The organism is Tistrella mobilis, from assembly GCF_041468085.1.
Lineage (GTDB): Bacteria > Pseudomonadota > Alphaproteobacteria > Tistrellales > Tistrellaceae > Tistrella > Tistrella mobilis_A.
In genome coordinates, this window is record NZ_CP121017.1 from 2,797,146 (window position 1) to 2,819,030 (window position 21,885).

The following is a 21,885-nucleotide window of genomic DNA, read 5'->3' on the forward strand; positions in this document are numbered from 1 at the left end:
TCCCCGAAGTGTCGGCCGCGCCGGTGGTCCGGTAGACCGGCGGCGACCGGAGACGTGGGTCACGAGAGACAAGATGCCGCCCTGCGCGGGTCGCGGCTTTGACCTGTATCAAGAACCCGGGACATTCCTGAAAAATTCCTGTCATCGGGTCGGCGCCCGATCACCGCCGGACTTGCCGGCCCTTCCGCACTGCGCGACGATGCGGGCCTGCAGGCAAGGCCGCGACAGAACGGCGCCGGAAGGACCGGGGGATATGCGCGAGATCGAACTCAGGCTGGCGGTGGTCTGCTTCGGCGGCATCTCGCTTGCCGTCTATATTCATGGGGTGACGCGCGAACTGGCCGGGCTGGTCAGGGCGTCGGAACGCATCGGCGCCGCCCGCCAGGGCCGGCCGCAAGGCCGCCTCGACCCGGTCGAACAGGTCTATGCCGGCCTGCTGACGGACATCGGCCGCGACCGGCCGATCCGGGTGGTGATCGACATCCTCTCGGGCGCCTCGGCCGGCGGCGTCAACGCCGTCACCCTGGCCCGCACGCTGGCCCATGACCTGACGCTGGAGCCCCTGCGCGCGCTCTGGCTGGAAGGGGCCGATGTCGATGCGCTGACGGCCGAACGCAACCGCGCCGGGCCGTTCTCAAAGCTGGTGTTGCGGCCGCTGCTGCCGATCGCACGCCGCCTGGCGCTCGGCCCCTCGGCCGCCGCAGAAGCAGATTTCGCCGAAAAGCTCTCGCGCTTCCTGCGCGCCCGCTGGTTTGAGCCCCCCTTCGACGGGCCGGGCCTTGCCGGTCGGTTTTTCGATGCCCTGACCGCCCAGACCCCGGCCGATCCGCATCTGGTCGCGGCGGGTGTCGCGCCGTCGCTGATGCCGCGGGGCGTGCCGCTCGACCTTATCGTCACCGCGACCGATTTCCACGGCCATCCCCGCCGGGTAACCGTCGGCGACCCGGCCTGGGTCACCGAGCGCGACCATCGCCACCGGCTGGCCTTCGCCTATCTCCACGACGGTACCGGCATCCGGCGCGACGATTTCGGCCCGGGCAGCCTGCCGGCGCTTGCCTTCGCCATGCGCGCGACCTCGTCCTTTCCCGGCGCCTTTCCGCCGGCCCATCTGGCCGAGATCGACGAGGCGCTGGCCGCCCGCGGCCTCGGCTGGCCCGATCGGCAGCGCTTCGTCGCCGGCTGCTTCGCGGCCCAGGCACGGGGCGGCGTGGACCCTGAGAAGATCTGGCTGATCGACGGCGCCGTGCTCGACAACAAACCCTTCGGCGCGGCGATCGAGCGGATCCCGCTCCACCCCGCCACCCGGCCGGTGGACCGGCGGCTGATCTATGTCGACCCGCATCCGCGCGACCATCCGGCGCCGGAAAACGGCCATCTGCGCGCACCGGGCTTCCTTGGGGCGATGAAGGCGGCGATGACCGACATTCCCCGCCACGAGCCGATCCGCGACGAGCTGGAGCACATCGCCGAAGGCAACCGCCGCGCCATCGAGATCCAGGATGCGCTGAGCCGGACCTGGCGGCGGATCGAGGCCCGGGTCCATGACGTCGCCGGGCCGGCGCTGGATGCCGGATCGGACGCCGCGGCGGTCGCGATCGCCCGCGAGGCCGGGCACGAAGCCGCCCGTGCCGATGCCGGTTTCACTTACGACGCCTATCTGCGCCTGAAGACGGGGCGCGAGATCGAGGCATTGGCCCTGCTGATCGCCCGCATGTCGGGGATGGCGGGCGACGAGGCCGCACCGCTTGCCGGCGCGGCGCGGGCCGAACTGATCCCGGCGGTTCGCGCCCTGGCCGAACGCGACGGGCCCGTCACCTTCCTGCGCCGCTTCGACGCGGCCTTCGCAGGACGGCGGCTGCGCTTCCTGCTGAGGGTGGTGAACATGATCGCCGACGGCAGCAATCCGCCGCCGCCGGATGCGCTCGCCGCCCTGAAGGCCGATCTCTACGCCCTGCTCGCCCGGATCGAGCGCAGCGCCGGCGGCGGTGGCGATGCGGTGCCGGGGCTTGTCGACCTCTCGCCCGATGCGACCGCCACCGCGGTGGCCGAAATGCTGGCACTGATCGATGCGACCCGGGCCCTGGACGCAAGGCTGGCGGCGCTGGATGCCGGCAAGGGGTTCGGCCTGATCCACCGCCGCCGGCTGATCGCCGCCCATGTCGGCTTCGCCTGGCTGGACGTGCTGCTGCTGCCGCTGCTGGACGGCGCCGAACAGGATCCGTCGCAGACCGTAGGCGTGATGCGGATCAGCCCCGACGACGCCCGGCTGCTGGCACCGGGCGGGGCCGTGGCCACGCTGAAGGGCATCGGCATGCAGCATTTCGGTGCCTTCTTCAGCCGCGCCTGGCGCGAGAACGACTATCTGTGGGGCCGCCTGCATGGGGCCGAACGCATGGTCGACCTGCTGGTCGATGCGGCAGCCAAAGCCGGTGTCGCAACACCCCCCGATCCGGTACGGGCGAAATGCCGGCTGTTTCGTGCCATTCTGGAGATGGAAGCCCCCCATCTGCCGCAGGCGGTCGATCTGATCCGCGACCTGCGTATCCGCATCGATCAGATCGAGGACACCCGTTCATGACCGAAGACCGCCACCGATCAGGCCTGTCCGCCGCCGATGCCGAAGCCTTCGTGGCCGGCGCCACCCTGCCGGCCGCCCCGCCGCTGCTGCCCGAAATCCGCCTGCATCTGGCAAGCGAGGTGACGCCGCTTTGGGAAGCGACCGAGACCAGGCTTGCCGAGGCCGGCCTGCCGCCGCCCTTCTGGGCCTTCGCCTGGGCCGGCGGTCAGGCGGTTGCACGGCTGGTGCTGGACCGCCCCGATCTGGTCCGCGGCCGGCGGGTGATGGATTTCGCGACCGGCGGCGGCGTTGCCGCGATCGCCGCAGCCCTTGCCGGTGCCACATCGGTCGAAGCGGTGGATATCGACCCGTTCGCCACCGCGGCGGCGCGGCTGAACGCGCGCGTGAACGGTGTCGACATCACCACACTGACCGAAGATCTGGTGGGGCAGCGGCCGCCGCCGGGCGCGCCCGACGTCGTGATGGCGGGCGATGTCTGCTACGAGAAGCCGATGGCGGAGCGGGTCTTCGCCTGGTTGCGGGCGCTGGCCGGCGATGGCGTTCTGGTGCTGCTGGGCGACCCGGCCCGCGCCTACGCCCCGCGCGACGGGGTGGAAGCGCTGGTGGTGATCGATGTCCCGACGGTGATCGAAATCGAGGACAAGCCCCAGCGCAGGACCACGGTCTGGCGGGTGCTGCCCGCCCCTGCCGCTTCGTGAAGCCGCAAACATTCCCGCGGCACCAGATTGCGCAGCCGCATCCGAATGCCTAAATATCAGGCGACAGCTCGCGCCGGCAGGCGACGCGCCCCATACCGTGCGGACAGATCCGTCCGGCGGCCGGCGGCGCGGCATCGCCCGTTCACCGGGAGGCCCCGCCAGGGGCACCCGGCAGGGGATGCGGCCCGCCGGCACGCACGCATGGCTTTGACACGAGAGAGCATGAGGAGCATCGAGCGGTGAGCCGGATCCTGTACGACCGTCTGGGCGTCGCGTCGACCGCGAGTGATGCCGAGATCAAATCCGCCTATCGCAAACTGGCCAAGAAATATCACCCGGACAGCCGCCCGGGTGACAAGGCGGCCGAAGAGAAGTTCAAGCAGATCAGCGCCGCCTGGCACATCCTGGGCGACCCGGCGCAGCGCAGGCGTTATGACGCCGGCGAGATCGACGAGGAAGGCCGCGAACGCGCCGCGGCGGGTTTCGGCCCCGGCGGTTTCGGTGCCGGCGGCTTCGGGGGCGGCCGCAATGCCGGCTTCAGCGGCTTCGAGACCCATTTCGACGGCCGCAATGGCGGCTTCGGCGGCGGCTTTGCCGACCTGTTCGAAGAAATCCTGGGCGGGCGCGGGCCGCGTGCCGGCGGGTTCTCGGATATGGGGGGGGCCGGCATGGGAGGTGGCGTCCCCGATACCGAAGCACGGATCACCGTCAGCTTCACCGAAGCGGCGCTGGGCGCCACCCGGCGGATTTCGCTGAGCGGGGCCGGCGAGCTGGATCTGAAGATCCCAGCCGGCGCCACCGACGGCACGAAGCTGCGCCTGCGCGGCAAGGGCCAGGGCGGCGGCGACCTGATCGTCCGCCTGGAGGTAGCCCCCCACCCGACCTTCCGGCGCGAGGGCGACGACATCCACCTGGACCTGCCGGTGACGCTGGCCGAGGCGGTCCTGGGCGCGAAGGTCGAGGTGCCGACCCTCGACGGCCATGCCCGGATCACCGTGCCCTCGGGCAGCAGCAGCGGCCGCAAGCTCCGGCTGAAGGGCAAGGGTGTGCCGGCCCGCGGCGGCACCGGCGACCTTTACGTGCACCTGAAGATCGTGCTGCCCGACCATCCCGATCCGGCACTTCAGGCCGCGATCAAGGCCTGGGCCGAGGCCCATCCCCAGCCCGACCCGCGGCGCAACCTGAAAGGCTGAGCCTCTCGGCCGCGCCGCCTATCCTTCCGGCCCCTCGTGATCCAGGATGACGTGATCCAGGATGACGGGGGGCCGTTTCGTTGCAGCCAGCGCCAGAACGATCCGCGGCTTCGCATAGGCGCGGTCGGCAAAGGCCGAGAGGGCCGGCCGTGACCCCAGCCCCAGCCCGACCCAATCGGCGCGGTGCAGCCAGGCCATCAGCCGCATATCCGCGACGGACCAGCGCCCGGCCAGGGTCGGCCCGTCTTCGAGCGCCGCCTCGACCCGCGCCACCCGCGCCTTCAGCACCAGGCGGGCCTGCTCGATCGCGTCCGGCAGATGGCGGGGCGCCAGGCGGCGGAGCGCGATCAAGGCCATCATCGGCGGCACCAGATCGGTCTCGATCCAGGCCGACCAGTCTTCGGCCACCGCCCGCTCCGCCGGACGCCGCGGCAGCAGTTTCGAAGGTTCGGCCGCGGCCAGCGCCGCCAGGATCGCCGCCGCACCGGTGATCGGCGCGCCGCCTGCGATCGCCACCACCGGCGGCCGGAAGGCCATGGGGCAGTCGCCCATGAAGGCCGCGACCGACGGGTCGATCACCGGATCGGCCGGCGCCAGATCGACCACCGGCCGGCGCAGTTCGGCAAGCGCGAGCGAGACCGCCCCACCATCGGGCGTGTCGCCCGGATGAAAGGCGATCGCTCGTGCAGGATTGGCACGGGCGGCGTCGGCAGGCTTGCGGGTCATGACGGAAAAGCGGTCCTCAGAGCGGCCAGAACAGGAGCAGCAGCGGCACCGAAACCACCGCGACCACGATCTCCAGCGGCAGGCCGACCCGCCAGTAATCGCCGAAATGATAGCCGCCCGGCCCCATGACCAGGGCGTTGTTCTGATGCCCGATCGGGGTCAGGAAGGAGGAAGAGGCGCCGATTGCCACCGCCATCAGGAAGGGGTCGGGCGAGACATCGATACCCTGGGCGACCGCGATCGAGATCGGCGCCATGATCACCGCGGTTGCGGCATTGTTCAGGATGTCGGACAGCGTCATGGTCACGACCAGCAGGGCAGCGAGCAGCACCCAGACCGGCACGTCGCCGCCAAGGCCGACGATGCCGTCGGCGATCAGCCCGGTGACACCCGTCGTCTCCAGTGCCGCCCCGATCGGGATCATCGCCCCCAGCAGGACGATCACCGGCCATTCGATGCCGGTATAGAGTTCGCGCACCGGCAGGGCGTTGCTGACGACCAGCCCCAGCACCACGATCGCAAAGGCGACCGCCGCCGGCAGCAGGCCGGATGCCGCAAGGGCGATGCCGGCACCGAACAGGCCGAGTGCGATCCGTCCCCGGCGCTGATCGTGCTTGATGATGTCGCGCTCCACCAGCGGCAGACAGCGCAGATCGGCCATCACCGCCTGAAGCCGGCGCGCATCGCCCTGGAGCAGCAGCACATCGCCGATCTGCATCCGCACCCGGCCCAGGCGCGAACGGATAGCGGCCCCTTCCCGCGACAGCGCCAGCAGGTTGATGCCATAGGTCTCGCGCAGGCCAAGCTCGCCCGCATGGCGGCCGATCAGCGGCGAGCCCACGCCCACCACCACCTCGGCCATCACGACGTCCTGGGACTGGAGATGCTCCGCCGAGGGGCGTTCCGAAGCGGCGAAGTCCAGCCCCGCCGCTCGGGCGCGCCGGGTGATCGCCTCGCTTTCGCCGCGGACCAGCAGCACATCGCCCTCGGCGATCTTCTGCCGGGCCATGGCGCCGAAGATCCGCCGGTCGTCGCGGATCAGCCCCACCACCGTCAGATCACTGTCGGTCCAGGACGCCTCGGCCTCGCCCACCGTCCGGTCGATCAGGCTGGAGCCGGGCTTCACGGTCAACTCGGTCATGTAGGCGCCGACATCCATCAGATCGGCGACGGCGCCCTTGCCCAACCGGTCGCCCGGGATCAGCCGCCAGCCGAGCAGCGCCATGTAGACCAGCCCCGCCAGCGCCGCCGGCAGGCCGACCCAGGCGAAATCGAGCAGGTGATAGGGCTCCCCCACCGCCTGGGCGCGGAAACCCGAGACGATGACGTTGGGCGGCGTGCCGATCAGGGTGACCATGCCGCCCAGAACCGTGGAAAAGGCGAGCGGCATCAGCACACCCGCCGGTGATCTTCCGGCCTTGATCGTGCTCTGGATCGCGATCGGCATCAGCAGGGCAAGCGCGCCGACATTGTTCATGAAGGCCGAGATCACCGCACCGATGCCGCAGAGCACCAGGATATGGGTGACGGTATTGGCCGAGGCCTTGCGCACCAGGCTGGTGAGCGGCTCCAGCGCACCGGTCAGGGCCAGCGCCCTGCTGATCGCGAGCACCGCCGCGACGGTGATCACCGCATCATGTCCGAAGCCCGAAAAAGCATCCTTCGCCGGGACCAGCCCCAGCACCACGCCGGCGATCAGCGTGCCCAGGGCTACGAGGTCGTAGCGCGGCCGCCCGAGCACGAACAGGACCAGCGCGATGACGAGCAGCGCACTGATCAGGATCTGGTCCAGGGTCATCAGGTATCTTTCCGGGCGGCCATGCTTGAGACCGAGGGTTGCTGATGCGCCGTCATCGGTCAACGCTGTTGTGCCGGCCAGCTGCATGTCGCAGGCTTGGCAGAGTTGTCTCCCCCGTATCCCTGTCCTGTTGTCGCGAGGATTGCATGACCAGCCCGATCGACCTTTTCTACTGGCCGACCCCCAACGGGTGGAAGATTTCCATCGCGCTTGAGGAACTGGGCCTGCCCTACACCATCAGGCCGGTCAACATCGGCGAGGGCGACCAGTTCCAGTCCGACTTCCTGAAGATCAGCCCGAACAACAAGATGCCGGCGATCATCGATCCCGAGGGTCCGGAAGGCCGGCCGATCGCCATCTTCGAATCCGGTGCGATCCTGATCTATCTGGCCGAGAAGACCGGCCGGTTGATGCCGGCCGACCCCCGCGGCCGCTACGCCGTGCTGGAATGGCTGATGTTCCAGATGGGCGGCGTCGGTCCGATGCTGGGCCAGGCGCATCATTTCCGCCAGTACGCGCCCGAGAAGATCCCTTACGCCATCGACCGCTATACCAACGAGGCGGGCCGGCTCTACAACGTGCTGGACAAGCGGCTCTCGGAAACCGAATGGGTTGCAGGCGACGGCTATTCCATCGCCGACATCGCGATCTTCCCCTGGATCGTGCCGCATGAACGTCAGGGTCAGTCTTTCGACGAGCGCCCGCATCTGAAGCGCTGGTACGAGACCATGAAGGCACGGCCCGCCGTCTCCACGGGTCTGGACGTGGGCAAGGAGCTGCGCAGCGGCAGCGCCACCGACCCCAAGGCCTTCCAGACCCTGTTCGGCGCCGCCCAGTACCAGAAGCGCTGACGCATCGGGCGCACCAACCGACAGGCTGCGCTGATCCGGGCTCTCTCAGCCGGCGTAAGTTGATCGGGATGTTCGCAGTGTGCCGATCGTCACCATCCTGCCCCATCTCCTGGTGCAGGATGGACCGGATTCATTCTGCCGCATCCCGTCTCGTATCCCATCGCTGTCCGACCAGGCCGGAGCCCGCGTATGACCGATCGATCGACCGCCCCCGCCCGCCGCCGGCGCCCCTTCCGCCGGCCTGCCGGCCGGGGAGCCCGCACCTTCGCGGCCATCGCGGCCCTGATCCTGCCGGGCTGCGCGGCGCTGGACCCGAAGCCCGTGACGGTCGATGAGCGCATCGCCGCCTTTCCGACCAGCGGGCTCGACCTTGAACGGCCGGTCACGCTGCGCTGGTCGGATGAACAGGTGCCGTTCATCGAGGCGGAAACCGATCGCGACCTCGCCTATACGCTGGGTCTGGTCCATGCCCATCTGCGCCTGGCGCAGATCAGCCTGATGAAGCGGGTGTCACAGGGCCGGCTGTCGGAAATGGGCGGGCCCGTCGCCAACGACATCGATCATGCGCTGCGCATTCTGGGCTTCGGCCGCGGCTCTGCAGAAACCGCCCGCGCGCTTGCGCCGGAGACCCGCATCTGGGTCGAAGCCTTTGTGAAGGGGCTGAACGACTATCAGGACCGGCTGGCGAAGGCCGGCGGGCCCTGGCCGCCCGAATTCGGCCTGCTCGGCATCCGCGCCGAGCCGTGGACGGTGGAAGACGTCCTGACCATCGGCCGGCTGGCCGGCACCGACGTCAACTGGCTGGCCTGGGCCGGGCTGCTGCGTGAACGTGCCCGCAACGGGCCGCAGGATCCGCGCTGGCGCGAAACCTGGGCGCGGGCCACGGATGCCGGCCATGGCAGTGTCGTCAGCTTCCCCACCAACGAGACCCATGCCCGGCTCGAACGCCTGCTGACCGAACTGGCCGGCCTCTCCCGCACCGGCTCCAACTCGGTCGCCGTCTCGGGCCGGATGACCGAAACGGGGTCGGCGATCATCGCCAACGACCCGCATCTGGGCATGAGCCTGCCGAACTTCTGGCTGCTGGCCGGCATGCGCTCGCCGTCTTATCAGGCGGTTGGCATGATGCCGCCGGGGCTGCCCTTCGTCGCCGTCGGCCGCAGCCCGTATCTCGCCTGGGGCGGCACCAATATGCGGGCGCTGTCGAGCGAGCTGTACGATGTCTCCGCCCTGCCCGCGGATGCCTTCCGCACCGAAACCCACACCATCCGCACCCGCTTCTGGTTCGACAGGACCGTGACCGTCCGCGTCTCGCCCTATGGACCGGTCGTGTCCGACAGCGAGTTGATCCCGTCCCGCCCGGGAGAGGCGATCGCGCTGCGCTGGCTGGGCCACGACGTCTCGGACGAAATCGGCGCCCTGCTCGGCGCCATGCGTGCCCGCGACGGCGACGAGTTCCGCGCCGCCTTCGCCGGCCGCTATGCGGTCTCGGCGCAGAACATGTTGTGGGCAGATACCGAGGGCCATGTCGGCCAGGTCCTGGCTGCCCGGCTGCCGGTCCGGCCCGACGGCGTTCCCCAGGATCTGGTCGCCCGTGCCGGCGACCCCGGCCGCGACTGGGCGCGGTTCGTCGATGCCGGCAACCTGCCGGCGGCCCGTAACCCCGCGGCCGGTTTTCTGGCCAGCGCCAACAACCGGCCGACCGATACCGACCGGCTGGTCCCGATCGGGCTGTTCTTCTCGGCCGATGAACGGGTGCGACGCCTGCAGAATGTGGTGCGCGACACTGCGCCGGTGTCCGTCGACGACCTGAAGCAGCTGCAGCAGGACGTGACCTCGGATTTTGCCGAAGGACTGGCGGCGATGCTGGCCGCGGCCGCGCGTGATGCCGGTGTCGCCGGCAGTCACCGCAGCCTGGAGCTGATCACCGGCTGGGACGGCGCCTATGCCGCCGATGCCGCGGCACCGGTCGCCTTCGAAGTGCTGCTCTCACGCGTGGCGGCGGGGGTCTATGGCGGGGGCGAAGCGACCGACGGCCGCTTTGCCTTCGCCTCCAGCTGGACCCAGCTCAACCGCTATCTGGCGGCCGACCTCGCCCGCCTGCCCGAAGCCGAACGCCGCCGGATCCTGGAAGACAGCCTCGCCGCCGCCGATGCGGCCCTCGACGACTATCCCGCCTGGGGCGATATGCACCGGCTGCGCCTGTCGCATCTGCTGGGCCAGGCGCCGGTGATCGGCGGCTTCTTCACCTATGGCGACTGGCCGGTCGGCGGATCGCGCGAGACACCGATGAAGACCGCCCATGATCTGGTGGAAGAACTGCATGCCGCCCGCTATGGCGCCCAGTCGCGCCATGTCTCGGATATGGGCGATCCCGATGCCAACTGGTTCGTGCTGCTGGGCGGCCAGGACGGCTGGCTCGGCTCCAGCACCTTCGCCGATCAGGTGCCGCTCTGGCGCGGGGGCGACTATCTGAAACTGCCGCTGACCCCGCCCGCCGTGGCCGAACGCTTCCCGCGGCGGCTGGACCTCACCCCCGATCAGAGTTGATCGGTAATAACCAGTCTGGCCGCGATCAGCGTTTCGCCAGGTAGCCAGGCTCCCACGGCGCTGGCCGCCTGAGCAATTCGGCCATGTCGGCAACCGGCTCGGCCGGACGGGACAGCGCGGCCAAAAAGTCGGCAAGAGAATCCGGCGTCATGCCGATCATCCCCCGGTCCAGGGCCGAATCCTGGGTCACGAGCGGACTCGCGCGCATCAAGAAGTCCTTATGGTCGTGGGCGTTCATGGTCGCCTCCTTCCTGCCGAAGGATGCCCCTCCGTCTCGCTGAACGCAATACGGGCAGGCTGCCGAAGCCGCCTGCCCGCAGCCATGATCGAACCTGCCTTCACCACCCGACCGGCGCGATCGCGATCGCCGGCATCAGGCTGATCAGCAGGATCACCAGCAGCATCAACATGGCGAAGGGCAAGGCGCCGGCGAAGACGTCGCCCAGCGTGATGCGCGGGTCATCGAGCGTCGAGCGGATCACGAAGACCGAGAGGCCGAGAGGTGGGGTCAGCAGCCCGATTTCGACCGCAATCACCGTCACCACGCCGAACCAGATGAGATCCATGCCGAACCCGTCGACCACCGGCAGGGCCAGCGGCACCAGGATCAGCAGGATCGAGCTGGAATCGAGGATGGTGCCGAGCAGAACGGCGATGGCGACATAGACCACCAGGAAGCCCACCGGGCCGAGGCCGGCATCGGCGAAGAGCGCGCCCATCGCTTCGGGCACGCCGGTCAGCGCCAGCATGCGGCTGTAGAGCGAAGCCGCGATGATCAGCAGCGAGATCGAGGCCGTGACATGGCCGGTCTCCACCAGCACCTTCCAGAAGCCGCGGGCATCCAGCCGCTTGCGGGCAACCGCAACCAGCAGCGCACCGGCAGCCCCCACCGCACCGGCTTCGGTGGGCGTGAACAGGCCGCCATAGATGCCGCCCAGTACCAGGGCGATCAGGCCCACCAGGGGGGCACCTTCGGCGAAGACATTGCCCGGACGCTCCCGCCGTGCGGCGGCGGCGGCGGCCTGAGCTGCCGCCAGTGGCTGCACCCGGTCGGGGCGGAAGCGGGCGAGCAGGACGATATAGACGCCGAAGACCAGGGCCATCAGCAGCCCCGGGCCGATGCCGGCCAGGAACATGTCGCCCACCGACTGTTCGGCGACGACGGCATAGAGGATCAGCAGCAGGCTGGGCGGGATCAGCATGCCCAGCACCGACGAGCCCGCGACCACGCCCACCGCGAAACGCGGCAGATAGCCGAGGCGCATCATCTCGGGCACGGCCACCTTGGTGAAGACGGCCGCGGATGCGATCGAGATGCCGGTGACCGCCGCAAAGGCGGCATTGGCGCCGACGGTCGCCACCCCCATACCGCCGCGCAGCCGCCCGACCACCCGATCGGCCAGGCGGAAGGCGTCGCGGCCCAGATCCGAAACGCCGACCAGATAGCCCATCAGCACGAAAAGCGGCACCACGCCGAAGACATAGCTGTCGATCGAATCCAGCGCGGCCTGGGCAATGGCGGCCGCGGCGACCGACCAGCGGCCGCGCACTTCCCAGATCGCCAGCAGCGACACCAGGCCGAGGGCAACCGAAACATGCATGCCCGCCCAGATCAACAGCAGCAGGGCCAGGATCGACAGCAGGCCGATTTCAAGACCGGTCATGACCGCCCCCCTGCGGCACGGCGTGCGGCCGCAGCCGCGAGGATCAGATAAAGGCCGATCACCAGCACGGAGCCTCCGATCATCAGCGCCCGGATCGGCCAGACCGGCAGGGTGAAGTCACCTGCGGCGCCGACATAGTCGCCGGCCTCGATCGCGCGGAGCAGCCGGGGCCAGAGCGCCCAGGCGAGGATGCCGAAAAAGGCGGCACCCGCCAGATGATGGACGACATCCAGCGCCGCCGCCGCCCGCGGCCGGGCCGCCGCCAGCCGGTCGAGCAGCGCATCGGAGCGGGTGAAGCGCCCCGAGGCGAGCGCATGGCCCGCCTGCAGGAAGACGATGCCGACGATGGAAAGGCCGACGAATTCGGGCACGCCCCTGAGCGGAGCGGCAAAGGCCGCACGGCCCAGGACGTCGGCATTGACCAGCACCATCATCACCAGGATCCAGGCGGTGCCGACGGCGCTGGCAAGGGCCGCGACCCGGCCGAGCGGCCCGGTGCGCGGCGCCGGGGCGGGCGTCTCCACCCGCCCCGGCCCGCTCATGCCGGGTCCTGCCATCACTCGCGGTCCCAGTTGCGGGGCAGCTGGACACCAGCCGCGCGCAGCCCGTCCAGATAGCCCGAGACCACGGCCTTGGCCGGCATGCCCTTGGCTTCAAGCTCTGCCGCCCATTCCTTCGAGACATTGGGCAGCACATCCGCCCAGCGCTTGCGCTCGGCCGGCGACAGCTCGGTGATGGTGGCACCACCATCCTGCATGGTCTTGAACGAGGCGTTCACCCGCGCGACCTGGGCCTTGGCGAAGGTATCGGCATAGATCGCCGCCTCGGCGGTCATGGCATCCTTCACCGGCTGGGGCAGATCGGCCCAGACATCGGTATTGATGCTGATCGCACCGGCGAACTGGGCGCCGATATTGACCCTGGTGATATAGGGCGCCACTTCGTGCAGCTTGGCGGCGGCGGCAGCGGTCGCGAAGGTCAGCGTGCCCTCGTACACCCCCGTCTTGATGTCGTTGTAATAGGTTTGCAGATTGCCGGCGACGGCGACCGCGCCGGTGCCCTTCAACCAGTTGGCCGCCGGGCCGGGGGCGGCGATCTTGCGGCCCTTCAGGTCGTCGATCGACTTGACCGGGAAATTGGTGAACAGGTGGTAGCTGTCGAGCGAGGCACCGGCCAGCGGGATCTGACCGTAGCGGCTCCATTCCTGGTCCATCTCGGGCACGCGCTTCGACACGGCCGTGACGGTCTGGGTCACCAGGAACAGGTTGTCGGTGGTGAACGGCACCATATAGGTGACGTTGTGCAGGGGCATCTTGGCGGCCTCGAACAGCGTACCGACGAAGCCCATGTCGGAGATGCCTTCCTCGATCGCCTCAAGCTCGCTGCCGATCTTGGCGACGGTGCCGCCATAGGCCTCGGTCCACTCGATGCGATACTGGTCGCCGCCATCCTTCAGGCGCTTGTTGACGCCGGGGATGAAGTTCTCGCTCAGGGTCTTGACCCAGAGGAAAGCCGGCGGGTGGCCCGCCGTCACGGTGATCGGAATGGTCTCGGCGGCGGTGGCCGGGCCGGCCGGCAGCAGCAGGGCGGCAAGGCCCATGGCAGCCATGGCTGCCGTCACGCCGCGGCGGATGCCGCGGACCGGAGCGGTGGTTGTCATCTGTCGTTTCCTCCCAGGAGGAGCCCGTCATTGCAGTCGCCGCCGTCTCCGGTGGGCTCGGTCGTCGCGGCATCCTGGGCCGCAATCGGTGCCGGAACCGGCGGGTGGTGGAACAGGATCAGCCGCCCGATGCCTCCAGGCGCACAAGCTCGGCATCGAGCAGGTCGGCGGTGATGGCGATGTGCTCTTCCAGCACCCCCACCGCCCGGTCGGGATCGCGGGCGAGCACCGCATCCCGGAGCAGGTCGTGTTCGGCCGACACCTCTTCCGCCCGGAAGGGGCCGCCAAGCATCAGCCGGCGGTAGCGTTCGGCCTTGTCGTAAAGCAGCGCCCGGAAGCCCTTGAGGGCATTGAGCGGACAGGCGGAGACGAGGGCCGCGTGGAAGGCGCGGTGGCGCTCTTCCCAGGCAGCCCAGCCGGCATCGTCGCCCGCGCCCAGATGCCGCTCGGTCGCCCGGCGCAGCAGATGATGGCTGGTCACGATCTCCGCCTCCCAGTCATCGCCGCCACAGGCGATGGCAAGCCGGAGCGCCGCCCCCTCGATGATCTGCCGCGATCGGGTGATGTCGGCCAGATCCGCCCGGCTGACCGGCGCCACCCGGAACCCCCGCTGGCCCGAGAATGAGACCAGCCCGTCGGCGGCCAGCCGCGACAGCGCCTCGCGCAGCGGGCTCAACCCCACGCCATAGCGCGCCCGCATACTGCCCAGATGCAGCTTGGTATCGGGTTTCAGGGCGCCCGCCACGATGTCCTGACGGATGCGCTCCAGCGCCTCCAGCGACAGGGTTGCGGCGCGCGCGCCCTCTGGCAGCAGGGCATCCTCCGGCAGGTCGGGCAGAGTATCGGCCATGGGCGGCCTCCGGCTGAGGGGCGAAGACTTTTTGCTGCGACACGATATTGCGCCGCAAAATCGATCTTGAATGATCATACATGATTTCGACTCGGAATTTCGATTTTTTTGTGCAGGATCGACGAAGCGCCGCGCTATGATGCCGGCAACCGGAGGTTCCGCCCCCTGAGCGGACCCCATGATCCTGAGGAGGATGACGTCCATGGCACGCCGCTTCGTCGATCTGTCGATCATGCTGGAAAACGGGGTCCGCTCGGATCCGCCCGGCTTCGAGCCCAAGATCACCTATATGAACCACGAGCAGACGCCGGCGCAGATCACCGCCTTCTTCCCCGGGCTGAAGCCCGAGGATCTGCCGGATGGCGAAGGCTGGGCGGTGGAGCAGGTGAACCTGATCACCCATAACGGCACCCATCTGGATGCGCCCTATCACTTCGCCTCGACCATGAACCAGGGCGAGCGGGCGATCACCATCGACGAGGTGCCGCTGGACTGGTGCTTCCGCCCGGGTGTGAAGCTGGATTTCCGCCACCTGCCCGACGGCCATGTGGTCACCGCCGCCGAGGTCGAGGCCGAGCTGGCCCGCATCGGCCACACGCTCCAGCCTTTCGACATCGTGATGATCAACACCCGTGCCGGCAGCCGCTACGGCCAGGACGATTACGTCGATGCCGGCTGCGGCATGGGCCGCGAGGCGACGCTCTATCTGCTGGAGCGCGGCGTCAGGGTGACCGGCACCGATGCCTGGAGCTGGGACGCCCCCTTCACCCATACCCGCGAAAAGTATCTGGAAACCGGCGATGCCGGGCTGATCTGGGAAGGCCACCGCGCCGGCCGCGACATCGGCTACTGCCATCTTGAAAAGCTGCACAACCTGGAAGCCGTGCCGGCCACCGGCTTCACCGTCGCCTGTTTCCCCGTGAAGATCCGCGGCGCCTCGGCAGGCTGGACCCGGGCGGTGGCAATTTTCGACGACTGACCGCCCCGCCCCCTCTCCGCGCCCCCCTTCCCCGCCTCCCCCCTGTGACGGATCCTGCCGATGAAACTGCTCACCTTCGTACCCGGCGCCGGCGCCTTCGAAACCGCGCCCGGCGAGACCCGCCGGATCGGTGCGCTGATGGCCGACGGTCGCCGCGTGCTCGACCTCACCACCGCCGCCGCCCGCATGGGCACCGATGCCGGCTTCGCCGCCTCGATGCTCGCCCTGATCGATGCCGGCGCCGACGGGCTCGGCCGCGCGGCCGATCTGCTGGCCGAAGCCGAACGCGGCGGCGCCGCGGCCGAGGCGGCGGTCGCGCTCGATGCGATCTCGTTCCGCAGCCCCCTGCCCCGGCCGCGCCAGATGCGCGACTGCCTGGTCTTCGAAACCCATCTGATCCAGGCCATGGAGGGCGGTCGCCGCCTGCTGGCCGGGCTGAAGGGCACCACGCCCGAGGCGCTGGGCCTGCCGCCGGTCAGCGTGCCCCAGGTGTGGTACGAGCAGCCGATCTATTACAAGGCGAACCGGTTCAGCGTGATCGGCCATGAACAGCCGGTGCGCTGGCCAAGCCATTCGAAGCTGATGGATTACGAACTCGAACTCGGCATCGTGCTCGCCAAGGGCGGCCGCGACATCCCGGCAGAGGCCGCCCACGACCATATCTTCGGCTACACGATCTTCAACGACATGACCGCCCGCGACTCGCAGTTCAGCGAAATGCAGGGCAGCCTGGGGCCGGCGAAGGGCAAGGATTTCGACACCGGCAACATCATCGGCCCCTGGATCGTGACCGCCGACGAGATGACCGACCCTTACGCCCTCGGCATGCGGGTGCGCGTCAATGGCGAGCTGCGCGGCGAGGGCTCCAGCGCCTCGATGCAGCACCGGTTCGACCGGATCCTCGCCCATATTTCGCGGGACGAGACCCTGCATGCCGGCGAGTTCATCGGCTCCGGCACCGTCGGCAATGGCTGCGGCATCGAAACCGGCCAACTCCTTGATCCGGGTGATGTCGTCGAACTGGAAATCGACGGCATCGGCCGGCTCCGGAACCGCATCACACCACCTCAGGTTTGATGCGCGGCGTCCGCGTTCACGCCCAGGGCGCCGGCCTCCCCCGGCGGCGCAGATCGTGGAACGCGGACGCCTTGACCGCCTTGCGGAATTCCGATAAGACTTGCGGCATAAAATATAATTACAAAAAGAACACAGGGACCCGATCCTCGCTGCGACCGGACGCTGTCTCCCGAAACAGCCGGTCAACGCGCGCTCATCTAGGGGAGGAGTGAGCCGTCCGTGAACACACGGGGTCGTGCATGCGCACGCAGGCCATTGGTCTGCGCGATCGCGCTGCCGTGCCGCATGTGGGCGTGGACGCTTACAGATGCATGGCTCAGGACATCATCATCGAGACGAAGGGACTGACCAAGGAGTTCAAGGGCTTCACGGCGGTCAGCAATGTCGACCTTCAGGTGCGGCGCGGAACCATCCACGCCCTGATCGGTCCGAACGGGGCAGGCAAGACCACCTGCTTCAACCTGATCACCAAGTTCCTGATCCCCACCTCGGGTCAGATTCTCTATGACGGCCAGGATATCACCAGCGAAAAGCCGGCCGCGATCGCGCGCCGGGGCATGGTCCGGTCGTTTCAGATTTCCGCCGTCTTCCCGCATCTGACGGTGCGCGAGAACGTGCGGATCGCCCTGCAGCACAAACTCGGCAACTCCTTCCATTTCTGGCGCTCCGACCGGGTGCTGAACGGCCTGCACGATCGTGCGGACGAGCTGCTGTCGGATGTCGGCCTGGAAGGTTATGGCGACGCCATCACCGCCGAGCTGCCCTATGGCCGCAAGCGTGCACTCGAAATCGCGACCACGCTGGCGCTGGAGCCGAAGGTTCTGCTGCTGGACGAGCCCATGGCGGGCATGGCCCACGAGGATGTCGGCCGGATCGCCGAGCTGATCAGGCGCGTGGCCAAAGGCCGGACCGTGCTGATGGTCGAGCACAACCTCAAGGTCGTGGCGAACCTCTCGGACAGGATCACCGTGCTCCAGCGCGGCGCCATCCTGGCCCAGGGCACCTATGCCGAGGTGTCGCAGAACCCCGAAGTCATCCAGGCCTATATGGGAACCGGTCATGGCTGAGCCCGCCCGCAAGTCGGCCGCCACGTCGGCCGCCCCCCTCCTCGCCGTCCGCGATCTCAACGCCTGGTATGGCGAGAGCCACGTGCTGCACGGCATCAATGTCGACGTCAATCCGGGCGAGGTGGTCACCCTGCTCGGCCGCAACGGCGCCGGCAAGACGACGACGCTCAAATGCATCATGGGCATCGTGCGCAGCCGCAAGGGCAGCATCACTTTCGAGGGCCGCGAGACGATCGGCATGTCCTCGAACCAGATCGCCCGTGCCGGTATCGCCTTCTGCCCGGAAGAGCGCGCCATCTTCTCCAGCCTCGACGTGATCGAGAACCTGATGCTGCCGCCGGTGATCAAACAGGGCGGCATGTCGGTGGAGGAGGTCTTCGGCCTGTTTCCGCGCCTGAAAGAGCGCGGCAGCAGCCAGGGTACCAAGCTGTCCGGCGGTGAGCAGCAGATGCTCGCCATTGCCCGCATCCTGCGCACCGGTGCCAATCTGCTGCTGCTCGACGAGCCGACCGAAGGTCTGGCGCCGGTCATCGTGCAGCAGATCGGCGAGATCATCCGTGCTCTGAAGGCGAAAGGCTTCACCATCGTTCTGGTGGAGCAGAACTTTCATTTCGCCTCGACGGTTGCGGACCGGCATTATGTGGTCGAGGAAGGTCACGTGGTGGACATGCTCACCGCGGCCGATATCGCGACCAGCCAGGACAAGCTCAAGCAGTATCTCGGCGTCTGACCGGCGCCGGGGCCGGGCCTGTCCCGGCACGACTCTCGGCGCCATGCTTCATGGCGTCGGGCCAGAGAAGGTCGCGGCGGCGCGCCTCCGGAACGTGACGGACCCATCCAGAAGGTCTGCCGGTCCGATCGAGGCCCTGTCTCCCGCCAAGAGTCCGCACGCGGCGTTCGCGCCCGCGCCCGGCCGGTTCCAGGACCGATGCCGGCCGGGCCGGACCGGTTGCACGTGACCCGACCTCAACTGTCCCGCGAACGTAATCACCGCCTCAGGCAGAAGACCTCAGGGGAGGAGTTTTCAAGCCATGACGTTCAAGTTGACCCTCGCAGCCGTGACCGCGGCCGTCGTCGCCGCCATCTCGGCCGGCGCGGCGCAGGCGCAGATCACCGACAATGTCGTCCGTCTCGGCGTGCTGAACGACCAGTCGGGCATCTATACCGACCTGTCGGGCCCCGGCGGCGTCGATGCGGCCCGGATGGCGATCGAGGATTTCGGCGGCACCGTCGCCGGCGCCAAGATCGAACTGGTCTCGGCCGACCACCAGAACAAGCCCGATATCGGCTCCAACATCGCGAACCAGTGGTATGACCGCGACGGTGTCGATGCGATCTTCGACGTGCCCACCTCGTCCGTGGCCTTGGCGGTGCAGAACATCGCCAAGGAAAAGGGCAAGGTGATGATCGACCACGGCGCAGCCACGTCGGACCTCACCGGCAAGGCCTGCTCGCCGACCGGCATCCACTGGACCTACGACACCTATGCGCTGGCCAACGGCACCGGCCGGGCGCTGGTCGAACAGGGCGCCAAGAAGTGGTACTTCATCACCGCCGACTATGCCTTCGGCCATGCGCTGGAGCGTGACACCTCCAACGCCGTCACCGCCGCAGGCGGCGAGGTCGTGGGCACCGTGCGCTCGCCCTTCCCGTCGACCGACTTCTCGTCCTTCCTGCTCCAGGCCCAGGGCTCGGGCGCGGACGTGATCGGCCTGGCCAATGCCGGTGGCGACACCGTCAACTCGATCAAGCAGGCGGCCGAATTCGGCATCACCCAGGGCGGCCAGAAGCTGGCCTCGCTGCTGGTCTTCCTGTCCGACGTGCACTCGCTCGGTCTCGACGTCGCACAGGGCCTGGTGCTCACCACCGGCTTCTACTGGGATCTGAACGACGAGACCCGCGCCTTCGCCAAGCGGTTCGGCGAGCGCAATGGCGGCAAGATGCCGACCATGGTCCAGGCCGGCATCTACTCCTCGGTCATGCATTATCTGAAGGCGGTCGAGGCGACCAAGTCGGACGACGGCAAGACCGTGGTCGACCAGATGAAGAAGACCCCGGTCAACGACTTCTTCGCCAAGGGCGGCGTCATCCGCGAGGACGGCCGCATGGTCCACGACATGTATCTGATGCAGATCAAGTCGCCGGCCGAGTCCAAGGCGCCTTACGACTACTACAAGCTGCTGGCCACCATCCCGGGCGACCAGGCCTTCCGTCCGATGGACAAGGGCGAATGCCCGCTGGTCACGAAGTGATCAGCCTTTGAACAACCGTCACCCATCACATCCGACGCCGACACGAGGGGCACATCCTTCATGATGGAATTGATCGGCATTCCGCCGCAGGTCCTCTTCGGCCAGCTGCTTCTCGGGCTGATCAACGGCGCCTTCTACGCCATGCTCAGCCTGGGCCTGGCCCTTATCTTCGGCCTGCTCAACATCATCAACTTCTCCCACGGCGCCCAGTACATGATGGGCGCATTCGTGGCGTGGCTGGTGCTGCAGTACGCCGGAATCGGATACTGGGCCGCCCTGATCATCTCCCCGATCGTCGTCGGTCTGTTCGGCGTGCTGCTTGAACGGTTGTTGATCCGCCGGCTCTACAACCTCGATCATCTTTACGGGCTGCTGCTCACCTTCGGCCTCGCACTGATGATCGAGGGCTTCTTCCGCCAGCTCTACGGCATCTCGGGTCAGCCCTATGCCATCCCGGCGGCGCTGCAGGGCGGCACCAATCTGGGCTTCATGTTCCTGCCCACCTATCGGGCCTGGATCCTGATCGCCTCGGTTGCGGTCTGCGTGGCAACCTGGGCGATCATCGAGAAGACCCGCCTCGGCGCCTATCTGCGCGCCGCGACCGAAAACCCGACCATGGTGCAGGCCTTCGGCATCAACGTGCCGCTGCTGATCACCCTCACCTATGGCTTCGGCGTGGCGCTCGCCGCCTTCGCCGGTGTGATGGCCGCTCCCGCCTACCAGGTCAGCCCGCTGATGGGCTCCAACCTCATCATCATCGTGTTCGCGGTGGTGGTCATCGGCGGCATGGGCTCGATCATGGGTGCGGTGGTGACCGGCTTCGGCCTGGGCCTGCTCGAAGGTCTGACCAAGGTTTTCTACCCCGAAGCCTCCAGCACCGTGATCTTCGTGGTCATGGCCATCGTCCTCCTCATCAAGCCTGCGGGCCTGTTCGGAAAGGCGGCGTGATCCCATGAGCGTCAACACCGTTCCCGCTGCCCGCAACACCCGTGGCCAGAAGGCCGCCGGCCTTGCCATGATCGGCATCGCGATCGCGATCCTGGTCGGCCTTGCGGCACCGCATGTCGTCTACCCCGTCTTCCTGATGAAGGCGCTGTGCTTCGCGCTCTTCGCCTCGGGCTTCAACCTGCTGCTCGGCTATGTCGGCCTGCTCAGCTTCGGCCATGCCGCCTATTTCGGCTTTGCCGCCTATATCTGCGGCCATGTGGTCAAGGTCTGGGGCCTGCCGCCGGAGCTGGGCATCCTGCTCGGCACGCTCACCGGCGCGGCGCTGGGCTTCGTCATCGGCGGCCTGGCCATCCGGCGCCAGGGCATCTACTTCGCCATGGTGACGCTGGCCTTTGCCCAGATGATCTTCTTCCTGGCCCTTCAGGCGCCGTTCACCGGCGGTGAAGACGGCATCCAGGGCATTCCGCGCGGCATGCTGTTCGGGGTGATCAGCCTGCATAACGACATGACCATGTATTATGTCGTGTTCGCGATCTTCCTGATCGGCCTGCTGTTCATCCATCGCGTGATCCACTCGCCCTTCGGCCAGACCCTGAAGGCGATCCGCGAGAACGAGCAGCGCGCGATCTCTCTGGGCTACGACGTCAACCGCTACAAGCTGCTGGCCTTCGTGCTGTCCTCGGGCATCGCGGGCCTTGCCGGCTCGACCAAGGCACTGGTCTTCCAGATCGCCACCCTCACCGACGTTCACTGGCACGCCTCGGGCGAGGTGGTGCTGATGACCCTGCTCGGCGGCGTGGGCACGGTTCTGGGCCCGACGGTCGGCGCCTTCCTGGTCACCGGCATCCAGAACTACTTTGCCCAGGTCGGTGCCTGGGTGACCATCATCCAGGGCGCGATCTTCATCGCCTGCGTGCTGCTGTTCCGCCGCGGTATCGTGGGCGAATATCTGGCCTTCATGGAGCGGCGGCGCAACCGCAACTCCTGATCACGC

General features: G+C 68.2%; 19 protein-coding genes. 12 read left to right on the forward strand and 7 right to left on the reverse strand.

What is annotated here, in order from left to right:
- Positions 1-253: 253 nt before the first annotated feature.
- The 3 genes from P7L68_RS18445 (at position 254) to P7L68_RS18455 (ending at position 4,469) form a co-directional block, all read left to right on the forward strand.
- The gene (locus P7L68_RS18445; protein ID WP_372000555.1) at positions 254-2,578 is read left to right on the forward strand and encodes a patatin-like protein; all 2,325 of its coding nucleotides are present in this window, start codon (positions 254-256) and stop codon (positions 2,576-2,578) included.
- The gene (locus P7L68_RS18450) at positions 2,575-3,276 is read left to right on the forward strand and encodes a methyltransferase (protein ID WP_372000557.1); all 702 of its coding nucleotides are present in this window, start codon (positions 2,575-2,577) and stop codon (positions 3,274-3,276) included. The genes P7L68_RS18445 and P7L68_RS18450 overlap by 4 nt, the downstream gene beginning before the upstream one ends.
- A gap of 239 nt (positions 3,277-3,515) precedes the next feature.
- A complete protein-coding gene (locus P7L68_RS18455) occupies positions 3,516-4,469 on the forward strand; it encodes a DnaJ C-terminal domain-containing protein (RefSeq protein WP_372000559.1) in 954 nt (317 codons plus the stop codon).
- Positions 4,470-4,487: 18 nt separating this feature from the next.
- Here P7L68_RS18455 and P7L68_RS18460 read toward each other — a convergent pair whose 3' ends face one another.
- Entirely contained in the window at positions 4,488-5,195 is a 708-nt protein-coding gene (locus P7L68_RS18460) for a glutathione S-transferase family protein (RefSeq protein WP_372000561.1), read from the reverse strand.
- A gap of 16 nt (positions 5,196-5,211) precedes the next feature.
- Positions 5,212-6,993 carry an SLC13 family permease gene (locus tag P7L68_RS18465; RefSeq protein ID WP_372000563.1) on the reverse strand — a complete coding sequence of 594 codons (1,782 nt, stop codon included), beginning with the start codon at positions 6,991-6,993 and terminating at the stop codon, positions 5,212-5,214.
- A gap of 146 nt (positions 6,994-7,139) precedes the next feature.
- On the opposite strand from P7L68_RS18465, the gene P7L68_RS18470 reads away from it, so the two are divergent.
- On the forward strand, positions 7,140-7,844 hold the full coding sequence (locus tag P7L68_RS18470) for a glutathione binding-like protein (protein WP_372000565.1): 705 nt from the start codon (positions 7,140-7,142) through the stop codon (positions 7,842-7,844).
- Between the two features lie 189 nt (positions 7,845-8,033).
- The gene (locus tag P7L68_RS18475) at positions 8,034-10,394 is read left to right on the forward strand and encodes a penicillin acylase family protein (RefSeq protein ID WP_372000567.1); all 2,361 of its coding nucleotides are present in this window, start codon (positions 8,034-8,036) and stop codon (positions 10,392-10,394) included.
- Positions 10,395-10,419: 25 nt separating this feature from the next.
- Here the strand turns inward: P7L68_RS18475 and P7L68_RS18480 are convergent, their stop codons facing one another.
- The 5 genes from P7L68_RS18480 to P7L68_RS18500 all read right to left on the reverse strand — a co-directional run bounded on the left by P7L68_RS18480 (position 10,420) and on the right by P7L68_RS18500 (position 14,568).
- Positions 10,420-10,632: a hypothetical protein gene (locus tag P7L68_RS18480; RefSeq protein ID WP_372000569.1), complete on the reverse strand. Its 213-nt coding sequence runs from the start codon at positions 10,630-10,632 to the stop codon at positions 10,420-10,422.
- A 100-nt stretch (positions 10,633-10,732) separates the two neighbouring features.
- Positions 10,733-12,058, reverse strand: a complete 1,326-nt coding sequence (locus tag P7L68_RS18485; RefSeq protein WP_372000571.1) for a TRAP transporter large permease — start codon at positions 12,056-12,058, stop codon at positions 10,733-10,735.
- A complete protein-coding gene (locus P7L68_RS18490; RefSeq protein ID WP_372000573.1) occupies positions 12,055-12,615 on the reverse strand; it encodes a TRAP transporter small permease subunit in 561 nt (186 codons plus the stop codon). Before P7L68_RS18490 ends, P7L68_RS18485 begins: the two co-directional genes overlap by 4 nt.
- Positions 12,615-13,718, reverse strand: a complete 1,104-nt coding sequence (locus P7L68_RS18495) for a C4-dicarboxylate TRAP transporter substrate-binding protein (protein WP_372000574.1) — start codon at positions 13,716-13,718, stop codon at positions 12,615-12,617. The genes P7L68_RS18490 and P7L68_RS18495 overlap by 1 nt, the downstream gene beginning before the upstream one ends.
- A gap of 118 nt (positions 13,719-13,836) precedes the next feature.
- Positions 13,837-14,568, reverse strand: a complete 732-nt coding sequence (locus tag P7L68_RS18500) for an FCD domain-containing protein (RefSeq protein ID WP_372000576.1) — start codon at positions 14,566-14,568, stop codon at positions 13,837-13,839.
- Between the two features lie 202 nt (positions 14,569-14,770).
- Between P7L68_RS18500 and P7L68_RS18505 the strand changes: the two genes are divergently transcribed.
- The 7 genes from P7L68_RS18505 to P7L68_RS18535 all read left to right on the forward strand — a co-directional run bounded on the left by P7L68_RS18505 (position 14,771) and on the right by P7L68_RS18535 (position 21,879).
- The gene (locus P7L68_RS18505; protein ID WP_372000578.1) at positions 14,771-15,547 is read left to right on the forward strand and encodes a cyclase family protein; all 777 of its coding nucleotides are present in this window, start codon (positions 14,771-14,773) and stop codon (positions 15,545-15,547) included.
- Between the two features lie 60 nt (positions 15,548-15,607).
- A complete protein-coding gene (locus P7L68_RS18510) occupies positions 15,608-16,624 on the forward strand; it encodes a fumarylacetoacetate hydrolase family protein (protein WP_372000580.1) in 1,017 nt (338 codons plus the stop codon).
- Between the two features lie 311 nt (positions 16,625-16,935).
- Positions 16,936-17,691: an ABC transporter ATP-binding protein gene (locus P7L68_RS18515; RefSeq protein ID WP_372000581.1), complete on the forward strand. Its 756-nt coding sequence runs from the start codon at positions 16,936-16,938 to the stop codon at positions 17,689-17,691.
- Positions 17,684-18,421, forward strand: a complete 738-nt coding sequence (locus P7L68_RS18520) for an ABC transporter ATP-binding protein (RefSeq protein ID WP_372000583.1) — start codon at positions 17,684-17,686, stop codon at positions 18,419-18,421. The genes P7L68_RS18515 and P7L68_RS18520 overlap by 8 nt, the downstream gene beginning before the upstream one ends.
- A gap of 301 nt (positions 18,422-18,722) precedes the next feature.
- Positions 18,723-19,943 (forward strand): ABC transporter substrate-binding protein, encoded by a 1,221-nt coding sequence (locus P7L68_RS18525; protein ID WP_372000584.1) that lies wholly within the window; start codon positions 18,723-18,725, stop codon positions 19,941-19,943.
- A gap of 60 nt (positions 19,944-20,003) precedes the next feature.
- On the forward strand, positions 20,004-20,891 hold the full coding sequence (locus tag P7L68_RS18530) for a branched-chain amino acid ABC transporter permease (RefSeq protein ID WP_372000586.1): 888 nt from the start codon (positions 20,004-20,006) through the stop codon (positions 20,889-20,891).
- Between the two features lie 4 nt (positions 20,892-20,895).
- Complete coding sequence (locus tag P7L68_RS18535) at positions 20,896-21,879, forward strand: branched-chain amino acid ABC transporter permease (RefSeq protein WP_372000588.1); 984 nt, start codon at positions 20,896-20,898, stop codon at positions 21,877-21,879.
- Positions 21,880-21,885: the final 6 nt, after the last annotated feature.